This window comes from Streptomyces sp. NPDC094034, from assembly GCF_040303865.1.
Classification (GTDB): Bacteria; Actinomycetota; Actinomycetes; order Streptomycetales; family Streptomycetaceae; genus Streptomyces.
Genome location: NZ_JBEOUD010000016.1, coordinates 1 through 17,679 on the forward strand (window position 1 = coordinate 1; position 17,679 = coordinate 17,679).

At 73.7% G+C, this 17,679-nt stretch carries 1 protein-coding gene and 1 pseudogene; both read right to left on the reverse strand.

What is annotated here, in order from left to right; all coding sequences use genetic code 11:
* Positions 1-4,372: pseudogene (locus tag ABTZ59_RS16570) on the reverse strand (type I polyketide synthase); the annotation flags it as partial.
* A 71-nt stretch (positions 4,373-4,443) separates the two neighbouring features.
* Entirely contained in the window at positions 4,444-17,460 is a 13,017-nt protein-coding gene (locus ABTZ59_RS16575; protein WP_351397134.1) for a type I polyketide synthase, read from the reverse strand.
* Positions 17,461-17,679: the final 219 nt, after the last annotated feature.

Consider the following 17,679-nt stretch of genomic DNA (forward strand, 5'->3'; position numbering starts at 1 on the left):
CCGCCGCAGCCTCAAACCGGACCAACTCCGTCAGCTGCCGCTCCTGCTCCACCACACCCAAACCCGCAAGCCGCCCCGCAAGAGCCGACACACCCCGCTCCACCGCAGCAACCTCGAACACCGCACGCACCTGCGGCAGCTCACCCAACAACGCACTCGGCCGCCGCGACATGAACGTACCCGCGAACCGCTCCCAGTCGACATCAGCGACAACAACACTCCCATCACCACACTCCAGAGCCATACCGAGACCGGCGAGAGCCGCCTCGGGGGCCATCGTGGCCAGGCCCCTGCGCTGGAGATTCGCGTCCTGCCCGGCGTCCGCGACCATGCCGCCGCCGCCCCACGGGCCCCATGCGACGGCCGTGGCGGGCAGCCCCGCCGCCTTACGGTGGTCGGCGAGGGCGTCCAGGTAAGCGTTGGCGGCCGCGTACGCGCTCTGCCCACCGCTGCCCCACACACCGGCGATCGACGAGAACAGCACGAACGCGTCCAACGGCGTATCACCCAGCAGCTCGTGCAGGTGCCTCGCGCTGACGGCCTTGGCCGCCAGTACGTCGGCGAACTCGGCGAGGTCGGTCGGATCGAGGTCGGCGAGGGGTGTAGAGCGCTCGATGCCCGCCGCGTGCACGACCGCGGTGAGCGAGGGGACGTCGGCCAGCAGCGCGGCGACGGACTCCCGATCGGCCATGTCACAGGCGGCGAAGGTGACGCGCGCGCCCAGCGCGACGAGTTCGGCCTCCAGTTCCTCGGCGCCCTCGGCGGACCGGCCGCGACGGCTCACCAGCACGATGTGTTCGGCCCCGCGCGCGGCCAGCCAACGCGCCACGTGCGCACCGAGGGCGCCTGTACCACCGGTGACCAGGACCGTCCCGCGCGGCGACCAGCCCTCGCCTGAAACCTCGCCCAGCGGCGCGGGCACCAGCCTCCGGCCAAGAACCTCCCCACCACGCAAGGCGACCTGGTCCTCACCGTTCGTCCCGGCGAGGACGGAGGCGAAAAGGTCACCGGTTCCGTCGTCCAGCACCTCGGGCAGATCGACCAGGCCGCCCCAGCGGCCAGGGTGCTCCAGCGCGGCCACCCGGCCCAGACCCCACACCATCGACTGCTCGAACCCACCGACGACGTCACCCGCGCCAACCGACACCGCACCCGACGTCAGACACCACAACGACAACGACGCATCCGCGTCACCCAACGCCCGCAACAGACCGATCGTGGCCGCCACACCCACAGGCACAACCAACCCACCCGCGTCCGCGAGCCCCAACAACGACACCACACCACTCAAGGCAGGCAACCCGCCCAGCAGCTCCACCCAGTCGACCGTCTGCGGATCGACGTAAAGGACACGCGCATCCGCACCGTTACGGTTCAGCGCGTCACCCACCCACTCGGCACGCTCCTCACCAGCCGGCGCGACCACCAGCCAGACACCCTCCAACCGCCGACCCCCGGCCGCCACCGGCCGCCACTCCACCCGATACCGCCAGTCATCGGCGACAGACCGATCCCGCTGCTTCCTGCGCCACGCGGACAACCGGGGCAGTACGGCACTCAGCGGATCGTCGGGCGACACATCGAGCGTGCGGGCGAGATCAGCGGGATCGCCCTCCTCCACGGCCTCCCAGAACCGTGCCTCCACGGGCGACATCCGCTCAACGCCCTCATCGACCGACGGAGCGTCCAGCCAGTAGCGCTCCCGCTGGAACGCATACGTCGGCAGATCCACCCGCCGCGCACCACGACCAGCGAACAACACCTCCCAATCCACCCCGACACCACGCACATGCAACTGCCCCACGGCCGTCGTGACAGCCACGGCCTCCGACCGATCACCACGCAACATCGGCACAAACATCGCGTCGGGGGCGGACTCCTGACCCAACGCGGACAACGTCCCGCCCGGCCCGACCTCCACAAACGTCGCCACACCCTCGGACACGAGCGTGCCGACGGCGTCGGCGAACCGCACCGACTCCCGCACGTGCCGCACCCAATACCCCGGCGACGCAAGCTCCTCAGCGGTCGCCCGCGTACCGGTCAGCGTCGACACGATCGGAATGGACGGTGCCTCGAACGACACGCTTTCCAGCACCGCGCGGAACTCATCGAGCATCGGATCCATCAACGGCGAATGGAACGCGTGACTCACCCGCAGACGAGACACCTTCCGCCCCGCCTCACGCCACAGCTCCGCCACCATCTCCACGTCGGCGGCGACACCCGAAACCACCACCGAGTTGGGCCCGTTCACCGCAGCGACGCCCACAGTGTCGGGCAGATCCGCCACGACCTCCGCCTCGGACGCCTGCACCGCCACCATCGCACCGCCCCCGGGCAGCGCCTGCATCAACGCACCCCGAGCCGACACCACACGAGCGGCATCGGCCAACGACCACACACCCGCCACATGCGCCGCCGCCAGCTCACCAATCGAATGACCCGCCACCACATCCGGCCGGACACCCCACGACTCCAACAACCGGAACAACGCCACCTCAACCGCGAACAGCGCCGGCTGCGTCACCCCCGTCTCACTCAGCGCCTCGGCTTCCTCACCGAACAGCACCTCACGCACCACCGGATCGAACGCGCCCAGCACCCCGTCCAGCGCCTCAGCGAACACCGGGAACCGCTCAGCCAGTTCACGCCCCATACCCAGCCGCTGCGAACCCTGACCCGAGAACAGGAAACCCACCCGGTGCGGCCCCGCCTCCCCCACCACAACACCCGGACCACCACGCCCCTCGGCGAGAGAGGCCAGGGCCGACCGGAACTCGGCGGGCTCCGCGGCCACCACCACCGCACGGTGCTCGAACAGGGATCGTGTCGTGGCCAGCGAGAATCCGAAATTCACCGGGTCGAAGTCGGCGGAACCCTCCACGGCGGACAGGAGGCGTTCGGCCTGTGCGCGCAGCGCGTCGGAGGTCCGGGCGGACAGCAGCCATGGCGCGACAGAGCCGGCCGGCGGGCCGGCCTCCACCGTGGGCTCCGGATCGACGCCGGGCGCCTCCTCCAGGATGATGTGGGCGTTCGTGCCGCTGACGCCGAAGGAGGACACACCCGCGCGGCGCGGTTCGCCGGTCTCCGGCCACGGCTGCCCCTCGGTCAGCAGCGCCACGGTGCCCGACGACCAATCGACATGGCTGCTCGGCTCGTCGACATGCAGGGTCTTGGGCAGCACACCGTGCCGCATCGCCATGACCATCTTGATGATGCCGCCGACCCCGGCCGCCGCCTGGGCGTGGCCGATGTTCGACTTCAGCGACCCCAGCCACAGCGGCCGGTCTCCGGTCCGCTCCGCGCCGTAGGTCGCGATGAGCGCCTGTGCCTCGATCGGATCGCCGAGGGTGGTTCCGGTGCCGTGTGCCTCGACCGCGTCCACCTGGGACGGAGTGAGCCGCGCGCTCGCCAGCGCCTGGGTGATCACCGTCTGCTGGGAGGGTCCGTTCGGCGCGGTCAGGCCGTTGGAGGCGCCGTCCTGGTTCACCGCCGAACCGCGGATCACGGCCAGCACGGGGTGGCCGTTGCGGCGGGCGTCGGAGAGCCGCTCGACCAGCAGCATCCCGACCCCTTCGCCCCAGCCGGTGCCGTCGGCGCTGTCGGAGAACGCCTTGCAGCGGCCGTCCAGGGAGAGGGCGCGCTGTCTGCTGTACTCGACGAACGTGCGCGGCGTGGACATGAAAGTGGCGCCGCCCGCGAGTGCCAGTGAGCATTCCTCGCGGCGCAGCGCCACCATCGCCAGGTGCAGCGCCACTAAGGAGGACGAGCACGCCGTGTCGACCGTCACGGCGGGCCCGACGAGGCCGAGCGTGTAGGCGATCCGGCCGGACGCGATGCTGCCCGCGCTGCCGTTGGCGAGGAAGCCCTCGAACCCATCGGGCGCCTGCGGCATCCGTGCGGCGTAGTCGTTGTACATCACGCCCGCGAACACGCCGGTCTTGGTGTCCTTGGCCCGCAGCGGGTCGATGCCCGCGTGCTCGAACGCCTCCCACGATGTCTCAAGGAGCAGCCGCTGCTGCGGGTCCATCGCCAGTGCCTCGCGCGGGCTGACCCCGAAGAACGCCGGGTCGAAGCCCGCGGCGCCCTGGAGGAAACCGCCGTGTCGGGTGATCGACGTGCCCGCGTGCTCCGGATCGGGGTCGTAGAGCGCGTCGATGTCCCAGCCGCGGTCGGCGGGGAACTCCACCACGGCGTCACCGCCGTCGACCAGCAGCCGCCACAGGTCTTCCGGCGACTCGACACCACCGGGGTAGCGGCAGCTCATCCCGATGATCGCGATGGGCTCGTTCTCCCGCTCCTCGACCTCGTGCAGGCGTCGGCGTGTGGTGCGCAGGTCGGTGGTGGCCCGCTTGAGGTAGTCGCGGAGCCTGTCCTCGTTTTCCATCTGGCGTGTGCTCCTTACGGCGGTGCGGACGGGATCGACGCGGTCCGACCTGGTCACGAGGTCTCAAGTTCGTTGTCGAGGTAGCCGAAGAGTTCGTCGTCGGTGGCGGAGGCGAGGTCGGATTCGACGTCCTCGACCGGGTCACCGGCCCGCGCGTCGCCCCATCGGGCGAGCAGGGCGCGCAGCCGCAGGTCGACCTTTGTGGCGGTGCCGTCGTTGGTGAGGGTGAGGAGCGCGCTCTCCAGCCGGTCGAGCTGGTCGAGTACGCCGGTCTCCGGCTCGGGCTCGGTGCGCGGGAGCAGCGTGAGTACGTGCCGGCTGATCGCGGCGGCCGACGGGTGGTCGAACACAAGCGTCGAGGGCAACCGCAGCCCGGTGGCCGCGGTGATCCGGTTGCGCAGTTCCACCGAGGTCAGCGAGTCGAACCCGAGGTCCCGCAGGGCTCGACCGGGGTCGACCTGGGTGTCGGCCGAGTGCCCGAGTACCCCCGCGACCTGGGCGCAGACCAGGTCCAGCACTGTCTGTTCGCGATCCGCGGCGGACTGGCCGGCGATGGTGTCGGCGAACGTCGCGGTGGCTGCGGGGGTGGTCGCCGCCGTGACGCGGCGGGCGGGGGCGCGGACCAGGCCCCGCAGCATCGGCGGCAGTGTGCCGTCCGCCGCCTGCGCGCGCAGCGCGGCGGTGTCCAGCAGGACCGGCACAAGTGCGGCGCGGTCGTCCTCCACCGCGGCGTCGAACAGCGCGAGCGCGTCCTCGGTGGGCAGTTCGAGGATGCCGGAGCGGCCGAGCCGGGCCCGGTCGCCGGCGTCGAGCCCCGCTGTCATGCCGCTCGCGGCGGCCCATATGCCCCACGCCAGGGAGACGCCGGGCAGGCCGAGTGTGTGGCGGCGGCGCACGAGCGCGTCGAGCGCGGTGTTCGCCGCCGCGTAGCTCGCCTGGCCCGCGGTGCCGAGGGTTCCGGCCGCCGAGGAGAACACGACGAACGCGGACAGGTCGGCGTCCCTGGTCAGTTCGTCCAGGTGCAGCAGGCCGTCGACCTTCGGGCCGAATACGTGGTCGATCCGCTCGGGTGTCAGTGACTCAAGCACACCGTCGTCGACCACGCCCGCCGCGTGCACGACCGCGCCGAGCGGCTGGTCCAGCGAGGCCAGCAGCGCCGCCACCGAGTCGCGGTCGGCCATGTCGCAGGCCGCCACGGACACTTCGGCGCCCAGCGCCACCAGTTCGTCGTGCAGGCCCTCCGCGCCCTCGGTCGCCAGTCCCTTGCGCCCCGCCAGCACGAGGTTGCGGTAACCCAGGTCGGCGACCAGATGCCGGGCCACCAGCGCGCCGAGTGTGCCGAGGCCACCGGTCACCAGGACCGGGCGGTCCGGGTCGACCGGCGCGGGCACGGTCAGCACGGCCTTGCCGCTGTAAGGGGTCTTGCTGAGGTGGCGGAGCGCTTCGGGCGCGCGGCGGACGTCCCAGGCGCGCACCGGCAGCGGGCTCAGCGCGCCCGCCTCGAACAGCGCCAGTACCTCGGCCAGCGTCTCCCGCAGACGGTCGGGGCCCGGCCGCGTCGGGTCGAAGGTGGCGTACTCGACGCCGGGCGGCAGTTCGTCGGGTTCGCGGACGTCGGCCGTGCCCAGCTCGATGAACCGCCCGCCGTCGGGCAGCAGTTCAAGGGAGGCGTCGACGGTCTCCCGCGCAAGCGAGTTCAGCACGACGTTCACGCCGCGACCGCCGGTCTCGGTGGCGAACTTCGCCGCGAAGTCGGCGTCGTACGGGGACGCGAGGTGCGAGTCGGGCACGCCCGCCGCTCGTACGGTGTCCCACTCGACGGGGTCCGCGGTCGCGAACACCTCCGCGCCCCAGTGCCGGGCGAGTTGTACGGCCGCCATGCCGACGCCGCCCGCCGCGGCGTGGATCAGCACGGAGTCGCCCCGGCGCAGGCCCGCCAGGTCGTGCAGGACGTGGTAGGCCGTGAGGAACACCAGCGGCACCGACGCGGCGCGTGCGAAGGACCATCCGGCGGGCATCGGGGCGACCAGCCGGTGGTCGGTGACCGCGAGCGGCCCGAAGCCGTTGGTGACGAGGCCCAGTACGCGGTCGCCCGCCGCCAGGCCGGTCACCTCCGCGCCGACCTCGGTGACCACGCCCGCGACGTCACCGGCCGAGTCGGCCGCGCCGGCGTGGACACCGCGGGTGATCAGCGGATCCCGGTGGTTCAGGCCCGCCGCCCGGACGGCGATACGTACCTCGCCGGGGGCGAGGGGCGCGATGGCGTCGGGGTGCGGGACGAGGGCGAGGTCGTCCGGCGAACCGCCCGGCGCGCTGTCGAGCCGCCAGGGGCCGTCGGCGGGCGGGGTGAGCCGGCCGTCGGCGGTGGCACGGACGAGCCGGGGCGCCGTCACCTGGCCGGCCCGTACGGCCGACTGGGGCTCGCCCGAGGCCAGCGCGGCGGGCACGGCGCGTGCGGATTGCTCGGTGCCGTCGAGGTCGACCAGCGCGAACCGCCCGGGGTTCTCGGCGAACGCCGATCGCACCAGACCCCAGACGGCGGCCTGCGCCGGGTCGGGCGAGTCGGTGTCGACCGCGCCACGGGTCACGAACACCAGGCGGGCGTTGGCGGTCCGCTCGTCGGCGAGCCAGTCCTGGGCGAGGGCCAGTGCCCAGGACGCGGCCTCCCGCACCGCCTTCCCGTCCACCGCGCGTTCTTCGGATGCTTCACACGGCCGGGGGCAGGGGGCGAGCAGGTCGCTCACGCCGTCGAGGGCGCCGAAGTCGGACACGGTCGGCGCGTCGACACCGAGGTCGTTCGCGCCGAGCACGGCGAGTCCGGCCGGCCTGTCCCCGGTTCCGTCGACGGGTGTCCACTCCAGCGCGAGCAGGGCGTCGGCGGTCCGGGAGGCGGTCCGCCGTAGCTCCACCGGTCGCATCACCAGCGACTCGACGGTCGCCACGGGCCTGCCCGCGGGGTCCGTGATGGCCAGCGACATCTCGTCCTGTTCCGTGGGTGACCAGCGCACCCGCAGCGCCGAGGCGCCGACGGCGTGCAGCCGCACCCCCGTGAAGCTGAACGGCAGCCGGGGGCCGCCGCCGATCTCGTCCAGCGCGTGCAGCACGGGAGCGTGCAGCGCGGCGTCGAGCAGGGCGGGGTGCACGCTGAAGCCCTCGCCGCCGGTCCCGTCCGGCAGGGCGACCTCGACGTACACGTCGTCGCCGAGGCGCCAGGCCGCGCGCAGCGCGCGGAACACGGGCCCGTAGTCGTAGCCGAGTTCGGTGAAGCGCTCGTAGACGTGGTCGACGTCCATCGGCGTCGAGCCCTCCGGCGGCCAGGCCGCCGGCTCGGCCGCGGGCGCGTCGCCCGCCGTGAGCGTGCCGGTCGCGTGCTCGGTCCATGGCGCGTCCCGGTCGGCGTCCTCGTCACGCGAGTGCACCCGGATGCCCCGCCTGCCGTCGGTCTCGGTGCCGACCGCGACCCGCAGGGCGACGCCGCCGCGCTCGGGCAGGACCAGCGGGGCGTGCAGGGTCAGTTCCTCGACCGTGTCGAGCCCGCAGTGGCCCGCGGCGTGCAGGGCCAGGTCGAGGAAGCCCGTGCCGGGGAACAGCACCCGGTCGCCGACACCGTGGTCGGCGAGCCAGGGCTGGGTCCGGGTGGACAGTCTGCCGGTGAAGACGACGCCGTCGGAGTCGGGCAGCGCGACCGCGGCGCGCAGCAGCGGGTGGTCGCCCGCGGCGACACCGAGGGCGGTTGTGGCGCCGTCGCCCGCGGGCGCGACGGCCGCGGTCAGCCAGTACCGGTCGTGCTGGAAGGCGTAGGTGGGCAGGTCGACGTGGTTGCCACGGCCGCCGACTGCGGCGGCCAGGTCGCGCAGCGCGCCCCGGACGTGGAGTTGTGCGGCGGCGAGGGTCAGCGCGTCCGTTTCGGCCCGGTCGGTGCGTAGTGTCGGTAGGAACACGGCGTCGGGGGCGCTGTCCTGGCCCATCGCGGTGAGCACGCTGCCGGGCCCGACCTCCACCATGGTCGTCACGCCCTGCGCGACGAGTGCCGTGACACTGTCGGCGAACCGGACGGGTTGGCGTACGTGCCGCACCCAGTAGTCCGGCGAGGCCAGTTCGTCGGCGTCGACGGGCGCGCCGGTCAGTGTGGACACGATCGGCAGCGTGGGCGGGTTGGCGGTCGCGGCCGCCACGACGCGGCGGAAGTCCGCCAGCATCGGTTCCATCAGCGGCGAGTGGAAGGCGTGGCTGACCCGCAGCCTGGTCACCTTGCGCCCTTGTGCCTTGAGGCGGTCGGCGAGGTCGACCACTTCGAGTTCGCTGCCGGACAGGACGAGCGAGTCCGGGCCGTTGATGGCGGCGATGCCGACGTACTCGGAGCACTCCGGCGCGATCTCGTCCTCGGTGGCCTGTACGGCGACCATGACGCCACCGGCGGGCAGTTCCTGCATGAGCGCGCCGCGCGCGGCGACTATCCGGCAGGCGTCGGCGAGCGAGAACACGCCCGCCACATGCGCGGCGGCCAGTTCGCCGATCGAGTGGCCCGCGAGCGCGTCGGGCCGCAGCCCCCAGGACTCCCAGAGCCGGTACAGCGCGATCTCGACGGCGAACAGCGCGGGCTGGGTGTACTCGGTACGGTCCAGTACGGCCTGGTCGTCGCCGAAGACCACCTCGCGCAGCGGCACGGCGAGCAGCGGGTCGAGGTGGGCGAACACCTCGTCGAGCGCGTCGGCGAACACGGTGTGCGTCTCGTACAGGCCCCGGCCCATGCCGATGCGCTGGGAGCCCTGGCCGGAGAACAGTACGGCGAGCCTGCCGGCGTCCGGGACGCCCCGCACCACGGCCGGGTCGTCGGCGCCCTCGGCCAACGCGTCGAGTCCGGCGCGCAGTTCGGCCGTGCCGGCGCCGAGCACGACCGTACGGTGGTCGAGCGCGGCCCGCCCGGCGGCGAGCGTCGTGGCGATGTCCAGCGGCGACAGCTCGGGCCGCTCGTCCACGGTGGAGGACAGGCGGGTGGCCTGCTCGCGCAGCGCCGCGGTGTCGCGGGCGGACAGTGCCCAGGCCAGCATGCGGCCGTCGGGCTCCGCCACCGGGGGCGGGGTGGTGGGCTCGGCCTGTTCGAGGATGACGTGCCCGTTGGTGCCGCTGACGCCGAACGAGGAGACGGCGGCCCGCCTCGGCCTGCCGGTCTCCGGCCACGGCCGGTGGTCGGCCAGCAGTTCCACGGCGCCGGTCGTCCAGTCCACGTGCCGGGAGGGGCGGTCGAGGTGCAGGGTGCGCGGCAGTACGCCGTGCCGCATCGCCAGCACCATCTTGATGACGCCGGCGATGCCCGACGCGGCCTGGGTGTGGCCGATGTTCGACTTCAGCGCCCCCAGCAGCAGTGGCCGGTCGGCGGGGCGGCCTTGGCCGTAGGTGGCCAGCAGCGCCTGTGCCTCGATGGGGTCGCCGAGCCGGGTGCCCGTGCCGTGGCCCTCGACGGCGTCCACGTCCGAGGCGGACAGGCCCGCGTCCGCGAGGGCCGCGCGGATGACCCGCTGCTGTGCGGGCCCGTTCGGTGCCGTCAAACCGTTCGACGCGCCGTCCTGGTTGACCGCGGAACCCCGGACGACGGCGAGCACCTCATGGCCGTTGGCCCGTGCGTCGGAGAGCCGTTCCAGCAGGACCAGGCCCGTGCCCTCGCCCCAGCCGACGCCGTCGGCGGCGTCGGCGAAGGGCTTGCACCGGCCGTCGGGGGCCAGGCCGCCCTGGAGGCTGAACTCCGCGAAGGGCGTCGGCGTCACCATGATCGCCGTGCCGCCCGCCAGGGCCATCGAGCACTCCCCCTGCCGTAGCGCCCGCACCGCGAGGTTCAGCGCGACCAGCGAGGACGAGCACGCGGTGTCCACGGTGACGGCGGGTCCGCGCAGGCCGAGCGAGTAGGCGACCCGGCCCGACACGACGCTCAGCGCGTCACCGGTCGTCCGGTAGCCGTCCATCTCGGGCGTCGCCTGCTCCAGGGTGCCCGCGTAGCCCTGCGGCGAGGCGCCGATGAACACGCCGGTGAGACTGTCGCGCGCCGAGGACGGGGCGATGCCCGCGCGCTCGAAGGCCTCCCAGGCCAGTTCGAGCACCTGCCGCTGCTGGGGGTCCATCGCCAGTGCCTCGCGCGGCGAGATGCCGAAGAAGCCCGCGTCGAACCCGCCCGCGTCGTCGACGAAGGCGCCCTCCAGGGTACGGCTGTGGCCCTGGGCCTCCGCGTCGGCCGCGTACAGCCGGTCGGTGTCCCAGCCGCGGTCGTCCGGGAACGGTCCGATGGCGTCGTGCCCGGCCAGGATGAGCGACCACAGGTCCTCGGGGCCGCGTACGCCGCCGGGCAGGCGGCAGCTCATCGCCACCACCGCGATCGGCTCGTCGGTGTCACGGGTCGCGGTCCGGCCGGGCGCGGCGTTCTGCCGTTCGCCGAGCACCACGGAGTGCAGGTGGCGGGCCAGTGCCTCGGGCGTCGGGTGGTCGAACATGACGGTCGTGGGCAGCCGCACGCCGGTGGCGGTGTTGAGCCGCTTGCGTACCTCGATGGTGGTGAGGGAGTCGAAGCCCAGTTCGCGGAACGCGCGGTTCGGTGTGACGGCGTCGGGGCCGTCGTGGCCGAGTACCGCCCCCGCGTGGCCGCGGACCAGGTCGAGCAGCAGCCGGTGCTGGTCGGCCTCGGTGAGCCCGGCCAGCCGGTCGGCCAGCGCCCCGCCGGAGGCCGGCGCTTCTTCCTCGTCCTGCGCGGCCAGCGCGGCGACCTCGGGGATCTCGGTGATCAGCGGGCGCGAGCGGGCCGCCGTGAAACCGGGGGCGAAGCGGGCCCAGTCGATGTCGGCGACCGTCAGGGTCGTCTCGCCCGTCGCGAGGGCGGTGGCGAGCGCGCCGATGGCGAGTTCCGGTCGCATGGGGCGCATGCCTCTGCGGCGCAGTTGGTCGTCCAGGTCGCCCGCGCCCATCCCCTCGCCCGCCCACATGCCCCAGGAGACCGAGGTGACGGGGAGGCCGGCGGCGTGGCGGCGCTGTGCGAGGGCGTCGAGGTAGGCGTTGGCCGCGCCGTACGCCCCCAGCTCGCCGCTGCCCCATATCGCGGACCCGGAGGAGAACAGCACGAACGCGTCCAACTCGCGCCCGGCGCACAGCTCGTCGAGGTGGGCCGCGCCCACGGCCTTCGCGGCCAGGGCGTATGCGAGGTCCGAGGTGTCTGTCTCGGCCAGCGGGCGGGAGGGGACGGTGCCCGCCGCGTGGAAGACCGAGCGGACCGGTGTGCCGTCGGCGTCGAGCCGGGCGAACAGCTCGGCCAGCGCGTCCCGGTCGGCGGCGTCGCAGGCGGCGATGGTGATCCGGACGCCGAGCGCGGTCAGTTCGGCCTCCAGCTCGCGCGCACCGGGCGCGTCCGCGCCGCTGCGGCTGGTCAGCACGATGTGCTCGGCGCCGTTGTCCGCCAGCCAGCGGGCGACATGGCCACCGATGGCGCCGGTGCCTCCGGTGATCAGTACGGTGCCGTCGGCGCGCCAGGCGGATGCCTCCGCCGGTGCGGGCGCCGGGGTCATGCGTCGCACCGACACGCCGGAGGCCCGGATCGCCAGTTGGTCCTCGTCGCTCTGCCCGGCCAGGACGGCGGCGAGCCGCGTCGCGGTCCTGGCGTCGGGGGTCGCGGGGAGGTCGACGATGCCGCCCCAGCGGTCCGGGTGCTCCAGGCCGACGGCCAGCCCGAGGCCCCACATCTGGCTCTGCGCCGGGTTGGTGAGCGGGTCGGACCGGCCGACGGACACCGCGCCCGTCGTGGCCAGCCACAGCGGCGCGCCGATGCCGGCGTCGCCGAGCGCCCGTACCAGCTCCGGTGTGCGGGACAGTCCACTCGGGACGAGCGGCGACGCGGGGTCGGGCCGCTCGTCCAGTGCCAGCAGGGACAGCACGCCGCTGGGATCGACGCCCGCGGCGCGCAGCGACTGCGCCGAGCCGTCGATCTCCAGGACGTCGGCGCCGTGGGCGCGCAGCGCGTCGACGGCTGCCGCGCGCCAGGGGTGTCGCGCCTCGGAGGGCGTTGCGACCACGAACCAGGTGCCGGTCAGGGTGGGCGCGTCGGCGGCGCCGAGCGGGCGCCAAGTGACCCGGTAGCGCCATGAGTCGACGGCGGACCGCTCCAGTCTGCGGCGTCGCCAGTCGGCCAGGCTGGGCAGGACTTCGGTCAGCGGCGCGTCGGCGGGCACGTCCAGTGTCGCGGCGAGTTCGCCGCGCTCCACCGCGGTCCAGAACTCCTCCAGCGCGGGGTCGCCGCCCGCCGTCGGGCGGGCCGTCCCGGCGAGCCAGTAGCGGGTGCGCTGGAACGGATAGGTCGGCAGATCCACATGCCGCCCTGCGGGTACCGCCGCGCGCCAGTCGAAGGGCAGGCCCTCCACGTATGCCTCGGCGGCGGAGAGCAGGAAGCGGTCGAGGTCGCCGTCGTTGCGGCGCAGTGTGCCGATGACGACGGCCTCGCCACCGGTCGCGTCGAGCGTCTCGCGCACCCCGTAGGTGAGCACGGGGTGCGGGCTGCACTCGACGAACACACCGGCGCCCCAGTCGAGCAGGCCGCGGGTCGCGTCCTCGAACAGCACGGTGTCGCGCAGGTTCCGGTACCAGTAGTCGGCGTCCGCGTCCGTGCCGGTCAGCCACTGCCCGGTGACGGTGGACAGCATGGGCACCCGTGCGGGCATCGGCTCGATCCCGGCCCACACGGTCGCCAGCGCTTCCCTGATGGGCTCGACGTGCGGGGAGTGTGACGCGTAGTCGATGGGGACCCGGCGGGCCCGGGCGTCCTCGTCGCAGGACTCGATCAGTTCGTCCAGCGTGTCGATGTCGCCCGCCACGACCACCGAGCGGGGGCCGTTGACCGCGGCGATCGTGATCCGTCCGTTCCACCGTGCGATCCGCTGCTGTACGTCGTCGAGTGTCTCCGCCAGCGACACCAGTCCGCTGCGGCCCGCCAGCGCGCGCAGTGCCTTGCTCCGCAGCGCGACGATCTTGGCGGCGTCGGCCAGTGACAGCGCGCCCGCGACATGGGCGGCGGCGATCTCGCCCTGGCTGTGTCCCACCACCGCGTCCGGCTCGACGCCGTAGGAGCGCCACAGCGCGGCGAGCGAGACCATGACGGCGAACAGCGCGGGCTGCACGACGTCGTCCCGGTCCAGCTCGGCGCCGTCGGCCAGGACGTCCCACAGCGACCAGTCCACGTGCGGGGCGAGCGCGTCGGCGCACGCGTCGAGCGCGTCGCGGAACACCGGCGACGACTCGGCCAGCGCGGCGCCCATGCCCAGCCACTGCGAACCCTGCCCGGGGAAGACGAACGCCACCTTGCCCAAGGGGCGCGCGACACCGACCGCCGTGCGGGCGGACTCCGCGCCTCGGGCCACCTCCGTCAGTGTGTCGGCGCCGCCCGCCACCATCACGGCCCGGTGGTCGAACACCGAGCGGGACAGCAGGGCGTGCGCCACGTCGGCCGGCGCCTGCCCGCCGGCCAGGACGGTGGCGAGTTGGGCGGCGTGGGCGCGCAGAGCGTCCTGCGAGCGCGCGGAGAACACCAGCGGGACCGGCCGCGACGTCGACGGCGGGTCGGCCGGAAACTCGTCGGGGGCCTGCTCCAGCACGGCGTGGGCGTTGGTGCCACTGATACCGAACGAGGACACACCGGCCCGCCAGGGCCGCGCGACCTCCGGCCACGGCGTGGCCTCGGTGACCAGGGACACCGCGCCCGACGACCAGTCCACGTGCGGGGTGGGCTCGGTGATGTGCAGGCTCCTGGGCAGCTCGCCGTGGCGCAGCGCGAGCACCATCTTGATCAGGCCCGCGAGGCCGGACGCCGCCTGTGTGTGGCCGATGTTCGACTTCACCGAGCCGAGCAGGAGCGGCCGGTCGGCCGGGTGCTCCCGGCCGTACGTGGCGAGCAGCGCGTCAGCCTCGATCGGGTCGCCGAGCCGGGTGCCGGTGCCGTGCGCCTCGACGGCGTCGACCTCACTTGCCGGCACGCCCGCGTCGGCGAGCGCCTGCCGGATCACCTTGCGCTGCGCGGGGCCGCTGGGGGCGGTGAGGCCGTTGGACGCGCCGTCCTGGTTGATCGCGGTGCCCCTGATCAGCGCGAGCACGGGGTGCCCGTTGCGTCGCGCGTCGGACAGCCGTTCCAGCAGCACCATCGTGGCGCCTTCGGCGAGGCCGAACCCGTCCGCGCTCGCCGAGAACGCCTTGCACCGGCCGTCGGGGGCCAGCGCGCGCTGCCTGCTGAACTCCACGAACAGGCCCTGCGACGGCATCACGGTGACGCCGCCCGCCAGCGCGAGGGGGCACTCGCCGCGCCGCAGCGACTGCACGGCCAGATGCAGGGCGACCAGCGACGACGAGCACGCCGTGTCGACGGAGACGGCGGGCCCACCGAGCCCGAACGAGTAGGAGAGCCTGCCGGACGCGACGCTGCCGGTGTTGCCGGTGAGCAGATAGCCCTCCAGGTCCGCGGGCGCCTCGTCCAGCCTCGGCCCGTAATCCATGGTCATCGCGCCCACGAACACGCCGGCCCGGCTGCCTCTGAGCTCCGTCGGGTCGATGCCCGCCCGCTCCATCGCCTCCCAGGCGATCTCCATCAGCAGGCGCTGCTGCGGGTCCATCGCCAGCGCCTCGCGCGGCGAGATACCGAAGAACTCCGGGTCGAACTGGGTGACGTCGTGCAGGAATCCGGCCTCGCGCTGGTAGTAGCCGCCGGCCCGCTCGGCGTCTTCGTCATAGCGTCCGTCCAGGTCCCAGCCCCGGTCGGTGGGGAAGGCGGTGACACCGTCGCCGCCCGCGGACAGCAGCTCCCACAGCTCTTCGGGGCTGCGCACGCCGCCGGGCAGACGGCAGCTCATCGCCACCACCGCGATCGGCTCGTCGTCCCCGCCCGCCGCGGCGGGAGCGATCGGCTCGTCGATCTCGACCGGCCCGCCGAGCAGAACCCGGTTGATGAGGACGGCGAGGCCCCGGCATGTCGGGTTGTCGAACACCGCCGACACGGGCAGCTTCAGGCCGGTGGCCGCGTTCACCAGGTTGCGCAGCGCCACCGCGCCCGCCGAGTCGACGCCCAGCTCCAGCAGCGGCGCGTCGTCGTGGGCGGAGGACTCGACGTCCCCGCCGACGACGGCGGCGACCTGCGCGCGGACCAGGTCGAGCAGGAGGTCGACCCGGTCGGGGGCGTCCGCGAGCCGGTCGGCGAGCGACGGGGCGAGGACGGCCGCGGGAGCCGCGTACAGCGGATAGGCGGGCAGCGGCACCACGCGCGCGTCCCGGCCCGCGAACACCGCCCGCCAGTCGGGAAGCACTCCGTGCGCGTGCGCTTCGGCCAGCGCGGCGACCACCTGGTCGACACCGCCCCGTCCCCTGCGCAGTGTGCCGACGACCGCGGCCTCCACGCCTGCGTCCTCGGCGGTCTCCTGCACCGCTCTGGTGAGGACGGGGTGCGGGCTCGACTCCAGCAGCAGACGGTGCCCCGCGGCCAGCGCGGCGCGCGTGGCGCTCTCGAAGTCGGCGGTGCCGCGCATGTTGCGGCACCAGTGGTCCGCGGTGAGCGTGAGCGGATCGACCCTCGTGCCCGTGGTGGCCGTGTAGATCGGCACGTCCGTCGGGCGGGGTGTGATCGGGGCGAGGTCGGCGCGCACGATGTCGAGCACCGAGTCGACTTGGCGGCCGTGCGCCGCGAGGCGGATCGCGATACTCCTGGCCCTGACGCCGTCGGCGGCCAACTCGGCGAGCAGTTCCTCGGCCTCGGCCTCGGTCCCGGAGACCAGGACCGAGCCAGGGGCGTGCACGGCGGCGAGGTCGAGCTCGTCGTAGCGGGTCAGCCGCTCGCGCACCTCGTCGGCGGACGCCAGCACGGAGAGCATCACACCGCGTTCGAGCAGATGGACCTGCGCCTGGCTGAACAGGGCGACGGCCCGGGCGCCGTCCTCGATGGACAGCGCGCCCGCGACCGTCGCGGCCGGTATCTCGCCCATGCTGGAGCCGATCACGGCGGCGGGACGCACGCCCCAGGACCGCCACAGCGCGGACAGGGACACCATCATCGCCCAGAGCGCGGGCTGCCCCACGTCCGGCCGGTCCAGCGACGGCGTGCCGGCCGTGCCGCGCAGCACGTCCATCACGGGCCAGTCGACGAATGGTGTGAGGGCTTCCGCGCAGGCGCCCAGCTGCTCGGCGAAGACCGGCGACTCCGTCAGCAGTTCGTCGGCCATGCCCAGCCACTGCGGCCCGTGCCCGGGGAAGACAAGTACGGCGCTCTGCGGGGCGCTCTGCCCGGTCATGAGCCCCGGCACCGGTCGGCCCTCACTGACGGCGAGCAGTTCGTCGGCGAGCCGCGCGCGGTCCCCGCCGACGAACACGGCGCGCCGGCCGAGGGCGGGTCGGCCCGTGGCGCCGGGTAACCGGGATAAGGCGAGGGACAAGGCGACATCGGCGAGCGGGAGGGTCGGCTCGGCTTCGAGCAGCGTGTGCAGGTCGGCGGCCCGTGCCCGTAGCGCGTCCTCGCTGTGCGCGGACAGGGTGATCGGGACGGCGGGACCGTCCGGCGCGGCGCGGCCGGGCTCGGGACGGCCGGGCTCGGGACGGCCCGAGAGCAGCGCGGCCTCGACCAGAGCGGGAACGCCCTCGGGCCACTCGTCGTCGGCGCCGAGCCGGTAGGCGAAGGTCGCGGTCCGCGCGCTGTCCCCGCGCGCGAGGACGGCGAAGGCCCCGTCGGCACCGACCAGTGCGAGGTCGCACTCACCTGACCGCACGGCGGCGACGGCATCGGCGAGGGGGGCGTGCCCGGTCAGGCACGGGCCGGCGAGGCCGAGCACACGCGCCATCTCGCTCGCGTCGTCCCCGCCCGTGCCGTCGACGGCCAGGTAGACGCCGACGCCTGCCGGGTCGTCCGCTCCGATGCCCGCGTCTTCGCAGGCCAGCCACGCGGACTCCAGTTCGACCGCATGGTCCGCGGGCAGCGGGGCACCGGTCAGCTCGGCCAGTACGCCGGGGTCGCGCTCCGTCCGTACGGGCGCCGCGGGCGCGGCCCCGATGACGGCGACAGCGCCGGTGTCCACTCGTTCTGATTCGCACATGGCAGCCTCTGCTCTCGTCAGTCGTCCACCAGAATCGAAACGCTTTTCTTGGCGACGCCGCCGCCATAACGGCCGCAATTCAAGCCAGCACCTTGCGAATTGTCAACCAATGCATGGCCGGCTGCGTTGGCGGGTCGCGCACAAGCAGGAACGCCCCTCGGGGACACACAGGCGCAGCTCGGGACTCATTGACCCTCGGAA